15 protein-coding genes and 1 pseudogene are annotated in these 20,732 nt (G+C 74.7%); 7 read left to right on the top strand and 9 right to left on the bottom strand.

Annotation, left to right across the window (positions count from 1 at the left end; translation table 11 throughout):
- The 5 genes and pseudogenes from ACIQU4_RS40675 to ACIQU4_RS40655 form a co-directional block, all read right to left on the bottom strand.
- Window positions 1-320: pseudogene (locus ACIQU4_RS40675) on the bottom strand (hypothetical protein); the annotation flags it as partial.
- 293 nt (window positions 321-613) lie between these two features.
- Window positions 614-1,132 carry a hypothetical protein gene (locus ACIQU4_RS40670; RefSeq protein ID WP_403742446.1) on the bottom strand — a complete coding sequence of 173 codons (519 nt, stop codon included), beginning with the start codon at window positions 1,130-1,132 and terminating at the stop codon, window positions 614-616.
- A 234-nt stretch (window positions 1,133-1,366) separates the two neighbouring features.
- Window positions 1,367-2,701 (bottom strand): MFS transporter, encoded by a 1,335-nt coding sequence (locus ACIQU4_RS40665; protein WP_403742443.1) that lies wholly within the window; start codon window positions 2,699-2,701, stop codon window positions 1,367-1,369.
- Window positions 2,701-4,659, bottom strand: a complete 1,959-nt coding sequence (locus tag ACIQU4_RS40660; protein WP_403742440.1) for a phenylacetate--CoA ligase family protein — start codon at window positions 4,657-4,659, stop codon at window positions 2,701-2,703. The genes ACIQU4_RS40665 and ACIQU4_RS40660 overlap by 1 nt, the downstream gene beginning before the upstream one ends.
- A gap of 104 nt (window positions 4,660-4,763) precedes the next feature.
- Window positions 4,764-5,951 (bottom strand): acetyl-CoA carboxylase biotin carboxylase subunit family protein, encoded by a 1,188-nt coding sequence (locus ACIQU4_RS40655; protein ID WP_403742437.1) that lies wholly within the window; start codon window positions 5,949-5,951, stop codon window positions 4,764-4,766.
- Between the two features lie 325 nt (window positions 5,952-6,276).
- Here ACIQU4_RS40655 and ACIQU4_RS40650 point away from each other — a divergent pair, with 325 nt between their 5' ends.
- From ACIQU4_RS40650 to ACIQU4_RS40625, 6 genes are read left to right on the top strand one after another with little or no spacing between them, the layout of a single operon-like run.
- Complete coding sequence (locus ACIQU4_RS40650) at window positions 6,277-6,729, top strand: cobalamin B12-binding domain-containing protein (RefSeq protein ID WP_053692618.1); 453 nt, start codon at window positions 6,277-6,279, stop codon at window positions 6,727-6,729.
- Window positions 6,726-8,081, top strand: a complete 1,356-nt coding sequence (locus ACIQU4_RS40645; RefSeq protein WP_403742434.1) for a methylaspartate mutase — start codon at window positions 6,726-6,728, stop codon at window positions 8,079-8,081. Before ACIQU4_RS40650 ends, ACIQU4_RS40645 begins: the two co-directional genes overlap by 4 nt.
- Window positions 8,078-9,109 (top strand): transporter substrate-binding domain-containing protein, encoded by a 1,032-nt coding sequence (locus tag ACIQU4_RS40640; RefSeq protein ID WP_403742431.1) that lies wholly within the window; start codon window positions 8,078-8,080, stop codon window positions 9,107-9,109. Before ACIQU4_RS40645 ends, ACIQU4_RS40640 begins: the two co-directional genes overlap by 4 nt.
- 22 nt (window positions 9,110-9,131) lie before the next feature.
- A complete protein-coding gene (locus ACIQU4_RS40635; protein ID WP_403742429.1) occupies window positions 9,132-10,172 on the top strand; it encodes an aspartate-semialdehyde dehydrogenase in 1,041 nt (346 codons plus the stop codon).
- Window positions 10,169-11,272, top strand: a complete 1,104-nt coding sequence (locus tag ACIQU4_RS40630) for an aspartate kinase (RefSeq protein WP_403742426.1) — start codon at window positions 10,169-10,171, stop codon at window positions 11,270-11,272. The genes ACIQU4_RS40635 and ACIQU4_RS40630 overlap by 4 nt, the downstream gene beginning before the upstream one ends.
- 5 nt (window positions 11,273-11,277) lie before the next feature.
- Window positions 11,278-12,315: an oxygenase gene (locus tag ACIQU4_RS40625; protein ID WP_403742423.1), complete on the top strand. Its 1,038-nt coding sequence runs from the start codon at window positions 11,278-11,280 to the stop codon at window positions 12,313-12,315.
- 6 nt (window positions 12,316-12,321) lie between these two features.
- On the opposite strand, the gene ACIQU4_RS40620 is transcribed toward ACIQU4_RS40625, so the two are convergent.
- Both ACIQU4_RS40620 and ACIQU4_RS40615 read right to left on the bottom strand, forming a co-directional pair.
- Window positions 12,322-13,242: a LysR family transcriptional regulator gene (locus ACIQU4_RS40620; protein ID WP_403742418.1), complete on the bottom strand. Its 921-nt coding sequence runs from the start codon at window positions 13,240-13,242 to the stop codon at window positions 12,322-12,324.
- Between the two features lie 46 nt (window positions 13,243-13,288).
- Window positions 13,289-13,498, bottom strand: coding sequence for a hypothetical protein (locus ACIQU4_RS40615; protein ID WP_403742415.1), 210 nt, complete (start codon window positions 13,496-13,498; stop codon window positions 13,289-13,291).
- A 315-nt stretch (window positions 13,499-13,813) separates the two neighbouring features.
- Between ACIQU4_RS40615 and ACIQU4_RS40610 the strand changes: the two genes are divergently transcribed.
- Window positions 13,814-14,818, top strand: coding sequence for a LuxR C-terminal-related transcriptional regulator (locus ACIQU4_RS40610; protein ID WP_403742412.1), 1,005 nt, complete (start codon window positions 13,814-13,816; stop codon window positions 14,816-14,818).
- Between the two features lie 112 nt (window positions 14,819-14,930).
- Here the strand turns inward: ACIQU4_RS40610 and ACIQU4_RS40605 are convergent, their stop codons facing one another.
- Together ACIQU4_RS40605 and ACIQU4_RS40600 are read right to left on the bottom strand one after the other, a co-directional pair.
- Window positions 14,931-15,452, bottom strand: a complete 522-nt coding sequence (locus ACIQU4_RS40605; RefSeq protein ID WP_403742409.1) for a flavin reductase family protein — start codon at window positions 15,450-15,452, stop codon at window positions 14,931-14,933.
- Window positions 15,449-20,719, bottom strand: coding sequence for a MupA/Atu3671 family FMN-dependent luciferase-like monooxygenase (locus ACIQU4_RS40600; protein ID WP_403742406.1), 5,271 nt, complete (start codon window positions 20,717-20,719; stop codon window positions 15,449-15,451). Before ACIQU4_RS40600 ends, ACIQU4_RS40605 begins: the two co-directional genes overlap by 4 nt.
- Window positions 20,720-20,732: the final 13 nt, after the last annotated feature.

Genomic DNA, 20,732 nt, shown 5'->3' with positions numbered 1-20,732 from the left:
CCGAGCCGACCGACCCCGCGGAACTCGGCGGCGGCCACCTTCACCTCGACACCGGAACCGGCGGGCAGTTGAACGGTCACCTCGACGGAGCCCGAAGCACCGAGCATCTGATACTTCGCCGCCGGGCCCTCGATCCGCAGCACCCCCTCGACGTAGACGACCGTGGTCTCCTCCGCCGCCTTCACATCACGCCCCTTCGACGCATCGACGGGCCGGACCTCGACCACCGTGTCGGCCCGGTCGGCGGCGATCACCTGAATACGTCCCGCAGCGATACCGAGGACGGCGGCGATCGGGGCGGCGGTGTCGAACTTCTGCATGATGGTCTCCACTTGCACTCACTAGCTGTTTCCGATGAGGGAAAAGCTACGTAGCGTTTAGGAATCACGCAACGACTTCGTTGCGCAATATTTCCATCGCAGCAGGTCAGAGCCGCAATATCGTTGCAACAGGTATGGACGTAACGCAACGTCAGCCACACATGGCGTTGCATTGGATGAGAGTGAACGCTATGGCCGAGCCGGCGTGCAGCAGCGCGGCGCCGCTGTGGCGGGTGCTCCACGCCTTCTCGGCGCCCTTGCTGCTGCTGAGGTTCGTGGGGTGTGCCGGAGGGTCAGGCACTGGCCGCGCTGGTGCAGGCCGCGACGCCGCCGCAGTACGTGATGTCGAAGTGGTTGCTCTCACGGGCGTAGACGTTGCCCGCCGAGGACCGCCAGCGCTCCGCGCCGTCGCTGCGGGTGGAGATCTTCGTGAAGCTGGAGTGGATGTAGTTCGTGATGCAGGTGTTGGGGTTGATGTCGGCCTTGTAGCCGTTGTAGTGGCTGTAGGTGCCCGAGGCGTGGCCGACCTCGGTGCCGCCGGTGACGTTGATCGCACAACCGCTGGCGCTCTTGAGCGTCTTCAGCCCGTCCACCGTGGCCTGGTTGATCTGGTCGTACGAGGTGCAGGTGCCGTTCGAGCGGGTGGTGCAGCCGCCGGAGGAGGAGTGGGTGACCCCGGCGGCGCCGAGCTGGGAGGCTGCGGCCGACTGGGACAGCTTGGAGACGGCGAAGGCGTTCGTGGGCAGGGCGATGACGATCGCGGCGGCGATGGATCCGGTGGTGATGGCGGCGCGGCGCAGGCTGGTACGCATGAGGACGGGTGTCCTTCCGTGTCGTGAATGGATGGGACGGTTCAGGGCTTTCGGACTTGGTACCCAGTGCGGCGAACGGGCCTTCCACTGGTCGTACGCCTTGCACGGGGTGCCGTAGCGGGAGTCGATGCAGCCGAGCCCCCACTCGCTTCACGGCGGCCTTGGTGCAGGGCGAGTTCGCTGCGGTCCCCGTGGTCGCCGGCCTCCCCGGCGCGCCGGGCTCCCCCGGGCCGGTCAGCGGGTCGCGGGCTCGGGCGTTTGGGCTTCGGCTTTCCCCGGGGCGGGGCGGGGGGCGGTGGTCGCGGCCGCCAGAGCCGTGAAGGCCAGCATGACGGCGGCCGTGGCCACGAAGCCGGCGGTGAGGGAGACCCCGGCGAAGTGACCGATCAGGGGCATCAGCGCGGTGGTGGCAAGGCCGATCGACAGCATGCGCAGACTGGCCATCTTCGCCTTCTCCCCGTCGCCCGCGCGGCTCTGGAGGCTCGTCAGGAGCCAGGTGAGGGCCGAGAGGTTGGCGAAGCCGGCCGCGAGCAGGGCCGCCAGGTGCACGGCCGGCGCGGCGGACAGGCCCAGCGCCAGGGCCGCCGCGGCCTGGACTGCGCACCACAGCGGCAGCAGCGCGGCCCGCTGGGTGTGCCGGGTGAAGAAGGAGGAGGCGATCATGCCGAGGGCGAAGACCGCCTCCAGCAGGGAGACGTACTGGCCCCGGCCGCCGTAGTCCTCCGCCACCAGCGGGACGACCAGGGTGCTCACGCAGGACTGGAAGACGAAGTCGGCGGCGCACAGCACGATCACGCCGAGGACGGCGAGGTCGCCGCGGTAGCGGTGGAACATGGCCCGCCAGTCGTGCAGGGCCAGCGGCAGCGCCGTACGCAGCACCCCGGCGGCCGGGCCGCGCGGCTCGGGGGCCGTCGCCGGCAGGCCGCGTACGAGGACGGCGACGGCCAGGGCGACGGCGGTGTCCGCCAGCAGGGCGCCGGCCAGGGAGGTCCACAGGAGCAGCAGGCCGAGCAGGGCCATGCCGGTCAGCGCCCCCACCTGGACGGCCACGTTGATCAGGGCGTTGAGCCGGGCCCGTCGGGCGGGCTCGACGTGCCAGGCGGTGTACTTGAACAGGGCGGCGCGCTGGACGTTGTCCACGAAGGCCAGCAGGACGACGCCGGCGGCGATCAGCGCCACCGCGCCCGGCGGCCGGGTCAGCCCGGCCAGGGCGAGCCCGGCGACGGTGACGGCGCGGGCGAGGCTGCACGCGGTGTGCACGCGCCGCGAGTCGAGGGCGTCGACGAGGGGCCCGGAGAAGGGCAGGACGCAGACGGCGGCGGCGCCCTGGAGGGTGAGGGCGAGCGCGAAGGCCTGCGGGCTGCCGGTGAGCTCGTACAGGAGCTGCCCGAGGGCGAGCAGGTAGACGCCCATGCCGATGCCCAGGAGGGTGATGGAGGACAGCAGGGTGGGGACGGTGCGGTCGGGGGCGGGGGCGGGGCCGCGGCCCGGGTCGCGGTCGCGGTCACGGTCACGGTCACGGTCACGGTCGCGTTCACGGTCGCGGTCGCGGTCACGGTCACGCGGCATCAGCCGTCCACCCGCCGGTCCACGACGGGGCGGATCTTGCCGCTGACCGGGTGGCGGTCGAGGGCGCCGGGGGCGTGGCATTCGACGCGGAAGTCGGCCGGGCCGGCGCCGTCCTCGTAGATCCGGGTGCCGGCGAGGAGCGGGAAGCGGTCGGCCAGATGGGCGCGCAGGGCCTCGGGGCGCAGCGGGCGGGGGGACTCGGTGCGCAGGGTGAGGGTGTCGCGGCCGCCCTGCGAGGTGATCTCGGCCTGGAGTTCGCAGACCCCGAACCCGGATACGGCGTCGAGGAGTTCGCCGTGCAGCAGGGCGGCGCCCATGATGCGGACGACGCCGTCGGAGCGGCCGTGGTATTCGAGGGTGCGGCCGGAGATCCCGCAGGGGCAGTCGTGGTGGACGAAGCGGCCGCGGTCGCCGATGCGGTAGCGGATCAGCGGTCCCTCGCCCTTCTGGAAGGTGGTGGTCAGCAGCTCCCCCGCGGTGCCGTCGGGCAGGTGCCGGCCCTGGTCGTCGACGACCTCCAGGTAGTTGTAGTCGTCGTTGACGTGGTGGAGCATCCCGTCGAGGGCGGCGCACTGGTAGCCGAGCTGGGCGCCGTCGTTGGCGGCGAGGACGCTGGAGACGATGCGGGTGCCGAGGTGCTCGCGCAGCCAGGTGCGATCGGCGCGGCCCATGGCCGTGCCGAGGTAGAGGACCTTCTCGATGCGCAGCTGCGGGTCCTGCCGGTACGCCTCCCGCAGCAGCGGGACGATCAGCGTCGGTACGCCGATGACGGCGTTGGCGCCGAAGCTGCGGGCGAGCATCAGCAGGGACTCGGGGGTGGCGGCCTGCGCGGTGGTGCAGCATTCGAGCGGCATCCGGCTGAACTCGGTGACGGTCGTGGTCAGTCCGCCGTAGAGGTCGCCGCCGAAGAGGGTGTTGACCAGGCGGTCGCCCGGCTCCAGCCCCATGGCGTAGAAGAGCGGGACGGCCTCGCGGACCATGTTGTCCCAGTCGGTGCGGGCGTAGACGATGTAGCGCGGCGTGCCGGTGGTGGAGCCGCTGCGCAGCACCTCGCCGGTGGGGCGGGCGCCGCTGGCGAAGCCGCGGCCGGCGGGCAGCGAGTGCGCGGCGAGGGCGGCCTTGTCGAGCACGGGCAGGCCGGGCAGGTCGTCCAGGGTGCGTACGGGCGGCAGGTCGCGGTAGTACGGGGACCTGCGGGCGCGGGCGGCGGTGTGGCGCAGCCGGGCGTCGAGGCGGCCGGTGCGGCGGGGGTCCTCCGCGGCGCGGGCGGCGGCGAGGGTGGTGCCGTACAGGCGGGTGCGGCGGCTGAGGGCGGCGGTCCAGGCGGCGCGGCAGTCGCTGCGCAGCACCCCGGCGGTGAACGCGTCCTGCCCGGGCAGCGGCCGGCCGGCCGGGAACCGCGTCTCCAGCGGGTCGGGGCCGGCGGTGTCGGGGGTGGCGTACAGGGCCGGGTCCCAGCCGGGCGCGTCGTACCGCGCCGGGGCCCGGGCGGGGGCGGCGAGGGGCAGCAGGTCGGGCACGCGCAGCGCGGTGCCGGGCACCTCCGCGGGGGTGTCGCGGGGGGTGGTGCGGGCGGTGGGCAGGGGCAGTCCGGGGCGGCGCAGCAGGGCGGTGAGCTCCCGCCAGAAGCCGGGGTCCGCGGTGCGCACGGTGACGTGGTTGCCGGTGGCCCAGGCGAGCAGGAGGCCGCGCAGGGTGGTGCCGGGGCGGTGGTCGTCGAGGACGACCGTGCCGACGGGCCGCAGCTCGTCGACGTCGTTGGTGTCGGTGAGGGGCTGCCAGGGGTACTGGGCGAGGCCGCCGAGGAGCTCGTCGAGCCCGTCGGCGAACTCCTCGCCGGCCCCGAAGAGCGGGCGCAGGGCCGTCAGTCCGTGCGCGTCGAGCAGTTCGTCGAGCCCGGATCCGGGCCGCTCGGCCTCCTCCAGCGCGAGCAGGAGGTCGGTCGGGTAGTACCGCACGACCCGACCGCCTCCGCCACCGCCTGCGCCTGCGCCTGCGCCTGTTGCGGGCGCGGCCGCCGGGGGAGCAGAGGTCGCGTGCTCGGCTGGGGCGGCGGGGGCGCTCATGCGGCCTCCTCGGAGGGGGTTGCGGCGGCTCGGGCGCAGGAGTGGAGGTAGGCGCGCAGGACGTCCGGGTCGGCGTGGGAGGCCTCGACGGCCAGCGGTACGAGCCACTCCTGGTAGGTGATGTGACGGGCCGCCGGGGTGCCGGGCGGGAGGGTGTGGATCCGGTCGGCGCAGGGGTGGTCCAGCAGGTGCGCGGGGAGGGCCGCGGTGTGCGGGCGGCCGGCGGGCAGGTGGTGTCCGGGTACGACGAGCCAGCCGTGGTAGCGCCCGCTGGGGGTGTCCGGGGCGGGCCGGGGCAGGCCCAGCCGCAGGGCGATCTCGTGGGAGGGCAGGTGGATGCCGGTGTGCCGCAGGTGGGCGTCGACGACCCCGGCGCCGCCCATCCGGTTGGCCACCTCCAGGAAGACGAGCTCCCGCCGCGGGGTCTCGAAGAATTCGAGGTGGACGGTGCCGCAGTCGATGCCGAGGGCGGCGACGGTGCGGCGGGCGAGGTCCTCGTACCGCTCGTCGGGGGGCAGTTGGTGGGAGCCGAGCGGGATGCCCGCGGCGTAGTCGGCGGGCTTGCCCACGTACCGGCTGGTGACGCTGTGGACGAGGACCCCGTCCTGGACGAGGCCGTCGGTGTGCAGGATGTCGCCCTCGACGTACTCCTCCAGCTCGTACGCCCGCGGCTCGGCCAGCGCGCGGTGCGCGGCCAGGGCGCGGCGGGCGCCGGGGAACACGCGGACGCCCTCGCTGCACGTGCCGCGGCGCGGCTTGAGGACGGTGGCCCCGGACCAGGGCAGCAGGGCATCGCGCGCGGGCGCGGCCGCGAAGCGGGGGGTGCGGATCCCGGAGCCGGCGAGCGCCTGCTTCATGCGGACCTTGTCGTGGGCCAGTTCGGCCTGCTCGGGGGTGGGTCCGGGCAGTCCGAGGTGGCCGCGGACCCGGCAGACGGCGAGGACGCCGAACTCGGAGAGGGACAGCACCGCTTCGTAGCCGTCGGCGGGTGAGGTGCGGGCGATGACGCCCGCGGCGAAGTCCTCGTCGGCCGGGACGGGCAGCCGCCGGGCGGGCAGATCGGCGGGCAGATCGGCCAGCCGGTCGGCGTGTCCCGCGTAGGTCACGTCGTGGCGCCGGTGGTCGAGGGCCCGGTCGTAGCCGGCCTTGCGGTACGGCAGCTGGTGAAGGACGAGTATCTTCATGCCTGACGCTCCAAGGGGACTGCCGTCCGCGGCGCGGGGACGGCGGGAAAAACCCTTGTCCAGCCGCCGGGGCGGGGTCAACGCGGGACGTGCGGGAATGGCGATGCGGGCGATCGCCCTTTTCGATCGCCCGCCCCCGTCGGCGCCCCCGTCGGCGCCCCCGTCGGCGTTCCCGGCCCCGCCCGGACCCCGCCCCTGACCTCGGACATCGAATTCTTCGATGGCGGCGATAGCGGTTCTCCATCGGCGGCGCGTTGAATCGGCGCGGGCAGCGCCACGAGGATCGGTGTACCGCCTGCGCCGATCCGCCACCCGGGGGTGTCCCATGCCGAAGTACCGCAGCCGCTCGGGGAAGTTCGTCGTCTCCGGGGTCTCGTCCGACGCGCACACCTGGAACCTGGTCTTCCTCCAGCTGATGCTGGAGGAGCGCGGCCACGAGGTGGTGAACCTCGGCGCCTGCCCGCCCGACGACGAGGTCGTCGAGGCCTGCCTGCGCGAGCGCCCGGACGCCCTGGTGGTCAGCACCGTCAACGGGCACGGCCACATGGACGGCGCCCGGCTCGTACGGACCCTGCGGGCGCACCCGGACCTGGCGGAGCTGCGCGCGGTGATCGGCGGCAAGCTCGGCGTGGACGGCGCGGCCGACAGCCACGTGGACGCGCTGGTGGCGGCGGGCTACGACGCCGTCTTCGCCTCCGAGCACGGGCTGGAGGAGTTCGCGGACTTCCTCAGGGAGCTGCGCCCCCGTCGGCGCGCGCCCGCGGAGCCGGTCGCATGAGCGGGCCCGGCACCGCCGGCACGGGCCGGTTCGCGGCGCACGTGCGACGGGCCCGGGAGTCCGGGTCGCTGGTCGTGCAGCCGCGGATGGGCTTCGCCGGCGCGCGCCGGATGCGGGAGGGGCTGCGTGCGGTCCGTGACGTCGCGGCGCCCACGGCGGGCACCGTCACCGTGGACAGCTACACCCGGGTCGGGGAGTACGCGCGGGCGCTGGAGGCGCTGCGCTCCGGGGCGGAGTTGAACGGCTTCCCGCTCGTGGCCCACGGGGCGGAAGGTACGCGTGAGGTACTGAAGGGGCTGGCTTCGGAGAGCTTCCCGGTCCAGGTGCGGCACGGCTCTGCGCTGGCCGGGCGCCTGGTGGCGACGGCCTGCGCGGCCGGTGCGGACGCCACCGAGGGCGGCCCGGTCTCGTACTGCCTGCCCTACGGCCGGGTACCGCTGCGGGACTCGGTGCGCGCCTGGGCGCACTGCTGCGAGCTGATCGCGGCGCGCGAGGAGCCGATGCACCTGGAGACCTTCGGCGGCGGCATGCTGGGCCAGCTGTGCCCGCCCTCGGTGCTGGTGGCGCTCAGCGTGCTGGAGGCGCTGTTCTTCCGCGAGCACGGGGTGCGCTCCCTCTCCCTCAGCTACGCCCAGCAGACGCACCCCGGGCAGGACCTGGAGGCGCTCGCCGCGCTGCACCGGCTCGCCGCGGAGCGGCTGGACTGCGGCCAGGACGGCCAGGACGGCCTGGACGGCCTGGACGGCCTGGACTGGCACGTGGTGCTGTACACGTTCATGGGGGTCTTCCCGCGCTCGGCGGCGGGCGCCTTCCGGCTCCTGGAGGAGAGCGCGCGCCTCGCGGTGCACGGCGGGGCCGCCCGGCTGGTGGTCAAGACGCCCGCGGAGGCGCACCGGATCCCGACCCTGGACGAGAACGTGGCCGCGCTGGAGTTCGCCGCGGCCGTGGCCGCCGACGAGCGGGGCCGTACGCGTACGTGGCCGGTGGCCGTCCCGGGCCCGTACGGCGTGTACGAGGAGGCCGCGCTGCTGGTGGACTGCGTGCTGGAGCAGGCGCCGACGGTGGGCGAAGCCCTGCTGCGGTCGTTCGCGACGGGGCTGCTGGACGTGCCGTACTGCCTGCACCCGGACAACGCCAACCGGGCGCGGGCCGTGGTGGACCCCTGGGGGGTGCTGCGCTGGGCGGACCCGGGGCGCGTCCCGCTCCCCCGGCGGGCCCGGCGCGCCGTGCCCGAGGCCGCGGCCGCGGCGGTCGGCTCCCGGCAGCTGCTGGACATGCTCGGCTTCAACGAGCGCCGCTTCGACGCGGAGGACGTGCTGGGCCGCCGGCTCGGCGACGGAGCGGCGGCATGAGCGCCGACCGGGCGGGTGCGACGGGCCGGGCGGACTCCGCAGCGCGGGCGGGCGCGACGGGCCGGGCGGACTCCGGGGCCGGCGCCGGGCCGACGCTGGCCGCCGTGCGGTCGTACGGGGCGCTGCGCGCGGTGGTCAGCCGCGGTGTGCCGGGGCTGTCGGCGCGCTCGGCGCGGGGGGTGTGGTCGGGCCTGGACACGGACGTGGCCCGGGCGGTGGCCGCTGCCGCGCTCGGCGGCGCCGAGGCGGTGGAGTGGGTGCCCGCCGACCCGGCGGACCGGCTCGCCGTACTGGCGGCGGGCGGCGCGGAGCTGACGGTGGCCAACGCCACCTGGACGATGGGCCGCGAGGCGGCCTGGCCCGTCCTGTTCGCCGCGGTGACCTGCTACGACGGCGAGGGCTTCCTGGTCCGCGCGGCGGACGGGGTCAGCGGCCCGGCCGCTCTGGCGGGCCGCGAGCTCGCGGTGCAGGCGGGCACCACGAGCGCCGCCAACCTGGCGGCCTGGTACGGCCCGAGGGGCCTGGCGGTCCGCGTACGGGAGTTCCCGACGCCCGCGGCCGCGCTGGCCGGCTACGCCGACGGCGGGTGCGCCGCGCTGGTGCTGGACCGGGTGGCGCTGGCCGGGCAGCGGGCGCTGCTTCCCGTACCCGCGGAGCACACGGTCCTCGCGGAGACGATCTCGCGCGAGCCGATGGCCGCGGCGGTCCGCGAAGACGACCCGGGCTGGCTGCGGCTGTGCCGGTGGGTGGTGAACCTGCTGCTCGCCGCCGAGCACGAGGTGGCGCGGGCCGGGCCCGGGGACGGGAACCGCGCCGCGGCCCTGGAGCGGGTGGCCGGGGCGGCGGGCCGGCACGGGCCGGCCGCGGGGCTGGACCCGCGGTGGGCCGCCCGCGTCCTGGCCGCCGTCGGCACCTACGCGGACGTGTACGAGCGCGCGCTCGGCCCGGCCTCCGGGCTGGACGTGCCGCGCGGCCTCAACGAGCTGTGGACCGGTGGTGGTCTGCACTACCCGGTTCCCCTGTACTGAACGATCGAGATCGGAGATTCGTGTGACCCTCGTCAGCGACCCCTCAGCGCCCCGCATCGCCATCATCGGCGCGACCGGCGCGGTCGGCGGCACCCTCGTCGAGCTGTTCGAGGAGCGGGGGCTGCCCTACCGCGAGCTGTACCTGGTGGCCTCGCCGCGCTCCGCCGGCCGGGAGGTGTGCGTCGCGGGCCGCTACTACACCGTGCGGGACCTGGAGGAGTTCGACTTCGGCTCGGTGGACCTGGCGTTCTTCTCGGCCGGTACGGCGGTCAGCGAGCGGTGGGTGCCGCGCGCCACGGCCGCGGGCGCCCTCGTCATCGACAACACCCGTGCCTTCCGCATGGACCCGGCGACCCCGCTGGTGGTCCCGCAGGTCAACGGGGCGGAGCTGGACCGGCGGCCGGTCGGCGGTACGGTCGCCAACCCGAACTGCTCGACCATCCCGCTGGTGCGGCTGCTGGACGCGGTCGGCCGGCGCTGGGGGCTGCGCCGGGTCGTGGTGAGCACGTACCAGGCGGCGTCGGGGCTGGGGCACTCGGGGATCGAGGAGCTCCAGGAGGCGTGCGCGCTGGCGCTCCAGGACCCGGGAGCCGAGCCGCTGTCGAAGCGGTTCACCCCCTCGCTGGCGTTCAACGTGCTTCCGCAGATCGACGAGGTGCTGGAGAGCGGCTTCACCCGCGAGGAGGAGAAGCTGCTGCACGAGTCGCGGCGGATCCTGGGCCAGCCGGGGCTGGACGTGACCGCGACCTGCGTACGGGTGCCCGTGGTCAACGGGCACTCGGAGTCGGTGTGGGTGGAGTGCGCCGGTGAGGTCGAGCGAGGTGAACTCGTCGCGCTGCTCGGCGCGCTGCCCGAGGTGAGCGTGTACGACGGGCCGCAGGCCCGGCCTCCGGTGCCGGCCGCCCTGGAGGACCCGGACCGGGTGCACGTGGGCCGGATCCGGGTCTCGCCGAACGACCCGCGGGGGTTCTGGCTGTGGCTGGTCGCCGACAACCTGCGGGTGGGCGCGGCGCTGAACGCGGTGCAGATCGCGGAGGAACTCCTGGCCCGGGGCACGCTGTGAGCGGGGCGCGGGTCCTGAAGTTCGGCGGGTCGAGCTTCGCCGGGCCGGACGGGTACGAGCGCGTCGCGGACGCGGTCGGCCGCCGGCTGCGGGAGGAGCGCGGCCCGCTGGCCGTGGTGGTGAGCGCGGGGCCGGGCGAGACGGAGGCGCTGCGGGAGCGGCTGCTGGGCATCGATCCGCATCCCGAGGACGAGACCCTGGCCGGGCTGCTGACGCTGGCCGACACGGCGGGCGCCCAGTTGCTGGCCGCGGCCCTGCACCGGGCGGGCATCGGTTCTGCGGTACTGGCCGGGCAGCAGCTGGGCCTGGTCTCGGACTCGGTGTTCGCGCGGGCCCGGCTCGTGCACACGGACCCGGGGGCGCTGACCGCGGCCCTGGCCGGCCACGAGGTGGTGGTCGTACCGGGAGGGCAGGCCGTGGACGCGCGGGGCCGGCCGACCTGGCTCGGCAAGAACAGCTCGGACCTGTCGGCGGTGGCCGTGGCCGCGGCCGTCGGCGCGCGCACGTGCGAGATCCACTCCGACGTGGACGGCATCTACAGCGCGGACCCGCACCTGGTGCCGGGGGCGCGGCTGCTGCCGATGGTCTCGTACGGCACGGCCTCGCTGCTGTCGCTGCACGGCGCGAAGGTGATCCACCGGCGGGCCGTCGAGATGGCCCGCAAGTGCGGCGTGGAGCTCGTACTGCGGCACGGCCGGCCGCCGTTCGCGCACGGCACCCGGGTGGGCGCGGCGGGCGAACCGGTGTCCGCCGTCGTCCTCAACCGGCGCTCCGCCGCCCTGCGGTACGGCAGCGAGGCCGCCGCCGACCGGGCGTACGCGGCGCTGCGCGCGGCGAACGCGGACGCCGTACGGCTGGCCGAGGGCCCGCTGGTGGTGGCCGTCGGCGGGTTCCTGGACCTCGCGGAGTTCCACCGCCGCCGGGGCCTCGCCCCCGGGTCGAGCGCGGGCGTACCGGTGACGGTGCTGCGCGGCCCGGTGGCGACCACGCATCTGGCGGCCGACGCGGACGGGGCCGTGGCCCTCGCGCGGCGGCTGCACGGCACGTTCGAGAACGGCCCGGCCTCCCGCGCCCGGCCCCTGAGACTCGCAGGAGTGTGATGCACATGACCATGACCGTCGCCGACATCCTGGGCGTACGGCCGGACAGCGGCTCCGCGCTCGCCGTCTGGGACCTGCCCGACTCCGTGCGTGAGGCGGTGGGCCGGGACCTGGCTCGGCTGGCCGACCCGGCCGCGGACCTCGACTGGGCCACGGCCCGCTGCCACCAGGTCTTCGCCCAGCTGCCGACCGAACTGCTGCGCCGGCTCCTGGACTTCGGCCGGCACCCCGACACGCCGGGGGTCGCGCTGGTCGGGAACCTGCCGCAGGACGCCCTGCTGCCGCCCACCCCGCTCGACGGCGGTCCGAGCCCGGCCAAGGCGACCTTCGTCGCCGAGGGGGTGCTGCTGGGGCTGAGCGGGCTGCTGGGCGAGCCGGTGGGGATGCTCACCGAGAAGGACGGCCGGATCGTCCACGACGTGGTGCCCGTCCCGGGCGGCGAGCACACCCAGACCAACCAGGGTTCGCGGTCCTTCCTGAACTTCCACAGCGACATCGTCCACGACCCGGCGGGCCGCTACGACCTGGCCAACCCCGACTTCCTGGTGCTGAACTGCCTGCGCGCGGACCACGAGGGCGAGGCCGTGACGTACTACGCGGACGCCCGCGACATCGCGGCCTCCCTCGGCGACGACGTGCTGACGACGCTGCGCAGCCCGCTGTTCCGGCTGAACGCCCCCGGCGGCTACACCCGGGCCCACGCCGGCGGCCGCGAGGTGCTCTCCGACCCGGTGCCCCTCATCGGCGGCGCGGCGGCCTTCCCGGAGATCACCGTGGCGGCCAACGGGGTGCGCCCGATGACCACCGCGGCGGGCACGGCGCTGCTGCGGCTCCAGGAGGTCTGCCGCTCGGTGGCGCAGCCCGTGCGGCTGCGGCCCGGCCAGGCCCTGCTGGTCAACAACCGCAAGGGCGTGCACGCCCGTTCGGTGTTCACGCCCCGCTACGACGGGCTGGACCGCTGGGTCCAGCGCACCTACGTACGGCGCAGCCTGTGGACCATCCGCCACCGCGCCTCGCCGACCGCCCGCCGCGTCCACCTGTGAGCCCCCTCAGGCGGCCGCCGCGGCCGCGGCCGCCGGCCGGTAGTACTCGGACATGAAGGCGACCGTCTGCTCGACGAACAGGCGCATCTCCCGCGACAGCTGCTTGCCGCGCCGCCAGGCGAGCTGGGTGAACACCTCGAAGGGCGGCTCCCAGTCGAGGACGGCGAGCTGGCCGCTCTCCACCGCCTCGGCCACCGTCATCGTCGGCAGCAGGCTGATGCCGAGGCCCGCGGCCACGCCCCGCTTGATGGACTCGATGTTGCCGAACTCCAGGAAGGAGACCGGCTCCCCCGAGCCGTCGTTCAGCTCGGCCTCGAACAGCTCACGGTAGGCGCAGCCGGCCTCGGGGGCGAGGACGGCGGCCGTGCGCAGGTCCTGCGTCGTCAGGCCTCGGGCCAACGCCAGGGGGTGGTCGGGAGCGGCCACCACGGCCAGCGGCTCGGAGCCCAGTACGGCGGTCTGCACCCCGGAGTGCTCCGTCTCGGCCTCCATCAGGAAGCCCAGGTCGAAGGAGCCCTGGCGCAGCGAGTGACAGGTCTCGGCGCACAGGCTGGGGCGGAGCACCAGCTGGAGCAGCGGGTAACGGTGGTGGAAGTACTCCAGGACGGGGGGCATCCGGTAGGAGATCAGGCTCTCCATGGTGCCGATGGTCAGGACCCCGGAGGGGTCTCCCAGGCCGGCCGTCACCCCCCGCGCCTCGTCGGCGAGGGAGAGGATCTGCTCCGCGTACGGCATCAGGCGCTCACCGGCCGGGGTGAGCTGGATCTTGCCCCGGAGGCGTTCGAAGAGCTCGACGCCGAGGGAGATCTCCAGTCCCTTGATCTGCGCGGTGACGCTGGACTGGGCGTACTTGAGCTCGGTGGCCGCCCGCGTGAAGCTGAGCAGTGTCGCCACCCGGTGGAAGGTCGTCAGCTGTCGGATGTCCACGTGGTCTCCCGCGGGTTCGAGGCCGGTTCCCCGGTGTGCGGTCCGGTCAGCCCCAGCCCATGTCGTCGCCCGTGCCGCTGCCGGTGCCGGTGCCGCCGGTGCCCGTGCCGGGGGCCGGCTGGGTGGCGCCCGGCGCGATGGGCCCGTCGGCCAGGACCGTGGCGGTCGCGGCGCCGCCGGCCGGCAGGAGGAACAGGGCGGCGAGGGCGAGGGCGGCGGTCTTGGCGGCGATCGGGGCGAAGCGGGCGCGGAGCATGAGCGGTCCCATCCAGGAGTCGGGGTGAGGTACTCGAACTCCCCTCGCACGTCCCGCGGTTGACGTGGTTCGGGGGGCTTGTGCCGAGTTGTGCGGCGGCTGTTTTCCGCCGTGGCTCAAGCATCCTTCGAGCGGTGGGTGCAGGTGAAGGGAAACCGGCTGGCCTGATTGGGCCCTGGCCCCTTCAGTCCACTGGCGGGATCCCTGTGGCGCGGGGCCGCGCAGAGTGGTTTCATCCCCTCGATCGGCAGCTTGCCGTTTGGCATGATCAGGGCGGAGCGACCAGCCCGCCGCTCTGTTCAGCAGGGGGATCCAGTGCTTGAGTCATTGGGGTTGGACGGGCCCACAGAATCCGTCTACCGCACCATGCTCGCCCATCCGAGGGACGACGCGACCGCGTTGGCGAAACGGCTGGGCTGGACCGAAGAGGACATCCGGCGCGCTTGGGGGCGGCTGGCCGAGCTGTGCCTGGTGGTCCACGACCGGGCCGACTTCCCGGACCATCCGCGCGCGGTCAGCCCCGAGCTGGGGCTGGAGCACCTGCTGGCCCGCCAGCAGGCGGAGTTCGCGGCGCACCGGCAGCGCATCGCCGCCTCGCGGGCGGCCGCCTCCCAGCTCATCTCGGAGTACGCAGGTCTGCAGCCGGCCGCCGCGCACGCGGGAGTGGAGCACCTCAACGGGGTGGAGCAGATACGGGCCCGGCTGGCCCGGTTCACCAACGAGGTGGAACAGGAGGTGATGGCCTTCGTGCCCGACGGCGGGCAGAGCGAGGAGAACATGGCCGCCGCCCGGCCGTTGAACGAGCGCCTGCTCAAGCGCGGGGTGGTGATGCGCACGATCTACGTCGACGCGGTCCGCAACAGCCCGCCGACGGTGGAGCACGTGAACTGGCTGACCAGCCAGGGCGGCCAGGTGCGTACGGTGGCCGTCCTCCCGACCCGGATGACGATCCTGGACCGCAAGACCGCGATCATCCCCCTCAACAGCGAGGACAGCCTGGCGGGGGCCGTGGTGCTGACCGGCCACGGGACGCTGACCGCGCTGTGCACGCTCTTCGAGAGCGTGTGGGACCAGGCGCAGCCGTTCGGCGAGGCCGCCTCGCCCCGCGGGAGCGACGAGGCCCTGAGCCGGCAGGAGGCCGCCGTGCTGCGGTTGCTGGCCGAGGGGCACACGGACGAGGGGATCGCCAAGCGGCTGGGGGTCTCGCACCGTACCGCCCGCCGGATCGCGACGGTCCTGATGGAGCGCCTCGGCGCGCGGAGCCGGTTCGAGGCCGGCGTCCGCGCGGTCCGCTGCGGCTGGCTCCCGTACGAGCTTTAGCCGCGCCGGGAGCCCCCCTGGCCGGTACCGGCCAGGGGGGCTCCGGCCCCCGTTCGGGGGTGGCAGCCGCCGGGCCGGGGCGGGAGGGGACCCGCCCCGGCCCGGGTTGCGGTCAGGGGGCGGTGGGGCGCAGTGCCGTGAAGGCGCCCGCGCGGTAGAGGAGGGGGAGGCGGTCCGCGGGGCCCGGGTCCCCCGTGACCAGTTCGGCCACCACGATGCGGTGGTCGCCCGCCGGGACCCGGGCGGTCACCCGGCACACCAGCCAGGCGAGGACCCCGGAGAGCACCGGGGCCCCGCGGGGGCCGGGCGACCAGTCGGCCGCGGCGAACCGGTCGGCGCCGCTGCGGGCGAAGACCGCGGCCAGCGCGGCCTGGTCCTCGCCCAGCAGGTGCACCGCGACGTGCTCGGCGGCGGCGACCGCCGGCCAGCTGGAGGCTCCGCCGGAGATCGCGAAGGCCAGGGCCGGCGGGTCGGCGGAGACCGAGATCAGCGAGGTCGCGGTGAACCCGTGGGGGCGGCCGTCCGCCCCGCGGGCGGTGATCACCGCGACCCCGGCGGCGTGCTGGCGGAAGACCGACCGCAGCAGGGTGTCCAGTGCGGGCCTCGCGGCCCGCGGCGTCTCCATGACGGTCATCCGAGGCGGCTTTCCGGGAGCAGTTCGCCGAGCGCGGCGGCGATGTCCTTGGCGCCGGTGCCCTGCATGACGGTGAAGTGGGTGCCGGGCACGAGCCGGGTGCGGACCGGGCCGTCGGCGTGCCGCTCCCAGCCCCGGCGGAACCAGTCCAGATCGCCCGGGTCGTCGGCGACGAGCAGTTCGACGGGCCCGCGGTACGGGGTGGCCCGCCAGGTGGAGGCCGCCCGGGTCATGGCGGTGAACATCCGGGCCCGGGCCAGGATCTCCCCGTCCTCCCCGTCGCGGACCAGGCCCGCCTCGGCGAGCCGGCCGAGCACCGCCTCGTACGCGGCCTCCTGCGGCAGGGCGCGGACGGTGTCCGGGTCGGTGTGCAGCGGGGGCCGGCCCATGGACAGGGCGAAGCTGTCGGCGAAGGCGCACACAGACTCGGCGTGGCCGAGCGGCTCGGGCAGCTGCGCCGGCGGCTGGGTGTCCACCAGGGCCAGCAGCGCCACCTCGGCGCCCTCGGCCTGGAGCAGCGAGGCCACCGCCCAGGCGATGCCGCCGCCGAGCGACCAGCCGAGCAGGTGGTACGGGCCCTCGGGCTGCACCTCGCGGATCGCGTCCCGGTAGCGCTGCGCGAGCTCGTCGAGGGAGTCCTCGGGAGCGCCGGGGACGATGGGCGCGGCGTCGATGCCGTAGACGGTCCGGTCCTCTTCGAGGTGCTGGGCCAGCGGGAAGTAGGAGGCGGAGGTTCCGGTGCTGGAGTGGACGCAGAACAGCGGGGGCAGCTGCCCGGAGCCGGACTTGAGGAGGGTGAGGGTGCCGCCCGGTGCGGGCACGGCGCCGGCCGTGGATGCCGAGGCGGCCTCCTGGTCGGCGACGGCGGCCAGTTCGGCCACGGTCTGGTGCTGGAAGAGCTGGCGGGCGGTGATGCGCACGCCGCGCTTGTTGGCGAAGTCGACGGCCCGGATGACGGTGATGGAGTGTCCGCCGAGGTCGAAGAAGTTGTCGTGGATGCCGACCGAGGGGACCTCCAGGAGCTGCTGCCACACCTCGGCGAGGATCTTCTGGGTGGGGGTGGCGGGGGCCTGGGCGGGGCCGTCGGCGGCCGCGGCGGAGGGGTCGGGCAGCTTGAACCGGTCCACCTTGCCGTTGGCGTTGAGCGGGAGCGCGTCCAGCACGGTGTAGCGGGCGGGCACCATGAACTCGGGCAGCCGCTCGCGCAGGTGGGCGCGGAGCGCGTCGGCGCCGGGGGCGCCCTGGCCGGGAGCGGCCACCAGGTAGGCCGCCAGGTACTGGGCTCCGGCCGGGCCGCGGGCGGCCACCACGCAGGAGCCGACGCCGGGGTGGTCGCGCAGGGCCGTCTCGACCTCGCCGAGTTCGACGCGGTAGCCGCGGACCTTGACCTGGTCGTCGCCGCGGCCGAGGAACTCCAGGCGGCCGTCGGGCAGCCACTTGGCGAGGTCGCCGGTGCGGTACATGCGGGCGCCGCCTGCCCGGTCCTGCCGGAACGGGTCGGGCAGGAACCGCTCGCGGGTCAGCTCCGGCAGGTTGTGGTAGCCGCGGGAGACGCCGTCGCCGCCGATGTGGAGCTCGCCGGGCACGCCGACGGGCAGCGGGGCGCCGTGCGCGTCGAGGACGTAGACCGCGGTGTTGGCGATGGGGGTGCCGACGGGGACGGTGGGGGCCTCGGTGTCGGAGCCGTCGATGGCCGCCGCGGTGGACCAGACGGTGGTCTCGGTGGGCCCGTACATGTTGTGGAAGCTGGCGCCGGTGGCCTCGCGCAGCCGCAGGGCCAGCGCGGTGGGCACCGCCTCGCCGCCGACCAGCAGGACGTCGAGGGCTCCGAGGGCCTCGCGGGCCGCTCCGGAGGGGTCGTCGAGCATCAGCTGGGCGAGGGAGGGCGTGCACTGGAGGTGGGTGACGCCGTGCTCGGCGATCAGCTCGGCGAGGGAGGCGTTGTGGCCGGATCCCGTGGACGTCCCGGTTTCCTGCCGCGCCCGCCCCAGCGGGTCGCCCGCGAGGACGCGCAGCCGGTCGAGGTGTTCCAGGCCGCCCAGTACGTCGTCGGCGTCGATGCCGAAGTCGACGAGGCAGGCGAGTTCGTCGACGCCGATGGCGGAGAGCTTGTCGATCAGCTCCAGGCAGTCCTCGGGGGTGCCGAACAGGCCGCTGGTGTGCACGTACCGGTCGAAGGCGTGGCCGAGGAGGGCGTCGAGGTCGTCCTCGCCGATGTTGCGGGGGTCGACGTCCACGCCCATGCGCTGGCCCAGGACCCGGACCAGGTCCAGGGAGGTGCGCAGGTAGTCGATGAACGGCTCGCGGACCAGCGTCAGGGCCCGGTCGCGGTCCTCGTCGAGGAAGGTGTGCAGCATGAGGGTGACCTTGCCGCCCTCGGCGCCGAACTTCTCCCGCCAGGTGTCGTGGTAGAGCCGGATGGACTCGGCGAGCTGGTCGAGGTCCTGGCCGAGCAGGTGGGTGAGGATGTTGGCGCCCTGTTCGGCGGCGGCCTTGAAGGTGGCGGGGGTGCCGCCGGAGGAGAGCCAGACGGGCAGTTCGTTCTGGACGGGGCGGGGCCGGATGCGGACCTCGACGTCCTTGCCGTTGCCGGCGGTCAGCGTGGCCGACTCCCCGCGCCACAGTGACCGTACGGTCCGCACGCCGTCGATCATGACCTGCTTGCGGTCCTCGTAGTTCTCGGGGGCGAAGACGAAGTCGTCGTGGAGCCAGCCGGAGGCGAAGGCCATGCCGACGCGGCCGCCGGAGAGGTTGTCGACGACGGACCACTCCTCGGCGACGCGCACCGGGTGGTGCAGCGGCATGACCACGCTGCCGGAGCGGATCGCGATGTTCTCGGTGACCATGGCGAGCGCGGCGGCGGTGACGGAGGGTGCCGGGTAGAGGCCGCCGAAGGCGTGGAAGTGGCGTTCGGGGGTCCACACGGCGGAGAAGCCGTGGCGGTCGGCGAACTTGGCGCCCTCCAGCAGGAGCCGGTAGCGGTTGCCGCCGGGGGCGTCGTCGCCGGAGTCACTGGCGAAGTAGAAGAGGCCGAACTCCATGGGGCGGGTGCGCCGGGCGGGGGCGGAGCGCAGCAGCTCGTGCGGGCGGCCGGAGGCCACGACCACCTTGAAGCCGCGGGTCAGCGTCCAGAACATCTCGACCTCGGACATGTCGAAGGAGATGCTGCTGATGGCGAGCCAGGTGCCCGGCGAGTGCTCGCCGACCCGGTCGTCGAGCCCGCGGAAGAGGTTGAGGAGCTGGGCGTGCTCGACCATGACGCCCTTGGGCTTTCCGGTGGAGCCCGAGGTGTACGTGACGTACGCGAGGTCGTGCGGGGCGACGGTGACGCCGGGGTCGGTGTCGGGGGCGTCGTCGAGGGCGTCGGCGGACAGGTCGAGCAAGGCCGGCTCGGAGCCCTCGGCGAGGGCGGCCGCGGCGGTCAGCCGGGCGGTGCTGTCCGCGTCGACGAGGACGGCGGCGGGCCGGGCGTCGCCGAGGACGTGGCCGAGGCGGGCCGCCGGGTAGTCGGGGTCGAGGGGGACGAAGGCGGCGCCGGACTTGAGGACGCCGAGGAGGCCCGCGGGCATGTCGAGGCCGCGGGAGAGGCAGACGCCGACCAGGGTGCCGGGGCCGACGCCGAGTGTGCGCAGGCGGTGGGCGATCCGGTTGGCGCGCCGGTCCAGGGCCGCGTAGTCGAGGGCGGCGCCCCGGTGGACGACCGCCGTGGCTTCGGGGGTGCGGGCGACCTGGGCGGCGAAGGCGGCGGGGACCCCGCCGGCGGTCTCGACGGGGACGGCGGTGTCGTTCCAGCGGACCAGGATCCGCTCGTGCTCGGCGGGGGTGAGGACGGCGAGCTCGGAGAGGCGGGCGTCGGGGCGGGAGACGGCGCTCTCCAGGACCCGGCGGTAGTGGCCGAGCATCCGCTCGATGCGGTCGCCGTCGTGGAGTTCGGTGGCGTACTCGGTCATCAGGTCGACGCCGCCGGTGGAGCGCTCGGAGAGGCCGATCGTCCAGTCGAACTTGGTGGTGCCCATGTGCAGCGGCAGACCGGTGAGTTCGATGTCCCCCATGCGGACGGTCTCCACCGGCGTGCCCAGCTGGTAGATCGCGTGCTGGAAGAGGGGGTTGCGGCTCTGGTCGCGCTCGGGCCGCAGTTCGCCGACGAGCTGGTCGAAGGGGAGCTCCTGGTGCTTGTGCGCGTCGGAGACGGCGTCGCCCGTACGGGCCAGCAGCTCGCGGAAGGTGGGGTCGCCCGCGGTGGAGGTGCGCAGGACGACGGTGTTGGCGAAGTAGCCGATGAGCGGCTCGAACTCGGTGCGGGTGCGGCCCGAGAAGACGGAGCCGAGGGCGATGTCCTCCTGGCCGGTGTAGCGGGACATCAGGGCGGCGAGTCCGGCGACGGCCACCGGCAGCAGCCGGGTGCGCTCGCTGCGGGCGAGGGCCTCCAGGTCGCGGTGGAGCGCGGGTTCCAGGTACGCGCTCACCTCGGCGCCGGTCCACTTCGGGTCGGCGGGGCGCGGCCGGTCGGCGGGGAACTGGAGGGCGGGCAGCCCGTCCAGGCGCTCGCGCCAGTACGCCAGGGAGCGGGCGCCGGCCTCGCCGGCCAGCCGGTCGCGCTGCCAGACGGCGTAGTCGGCGTACTGGATGGGCAGTTCGGGCAGGACGGGGGCGCGGCCGGCCCGCCCGGCCAGGTAGCACTCGGTGAGCTCCTGCACCATGCGGGTGGTGGACCAGCCGTCGGTGGCGATGTGGTGCATGGACAGCACCAGGACGTGCTCGTCGGGGCCCTGCTTGGCGAGGGTGGCGCGCAGCATCGGGCCGGCCGACAGGTCGATGCGGCGGCGGGCCTCGCGGGAGGCGGTCTCGCGGGTGCGCGCCTCGCGTTCGGCGGCGGGCAGCGCGGAGAGGTCGAGCAGCTCCAGGGTGGCGGGCGCGGGCGCGTCGACGATCTGGCGGGGGCCGTCGGGGGTGGCGAGGTAGCGGGTGCGCAGGGTCTCGTGCCGGGCGACGACGGTGCTCAGGGCGGAGCGCAGCAGGGGCACGTCGAGGGGGCCGCGCAGGCGCAGCGCGAGCGGGGTGTTGTAGAAGGCCAGCCCGTCGGACCACTGGTCGAGGAACCACAGGCTCTGCTGTACGGACGACAGCGGCAGCGGCTCGTCGCGGCCGGCGGCGGCGATGCGGTCGCTGCCCTGCCGCGGCTCACGGTTGGCGCGCAGCTCCCCCAGCAGCGCGGCGCGCTGCTGCGGGGTGAGCTGTGCCAGTCGGTCGTTGACGTTTCGCGGCATGCCGGGGCTCCTC

The sequence above is a fragment of the Streptomyces sp. NPDC090741 genome (genome assembly GCF_044769045.1).
Lineage (GTDB): Bacteria > Actinomycetota > Actinomycetes > Streptomycetales > Streptomycetaceae > Streptomyces.
This window is presented reverse-complemented; position numbering and strand designations above follow the sequence as displayed.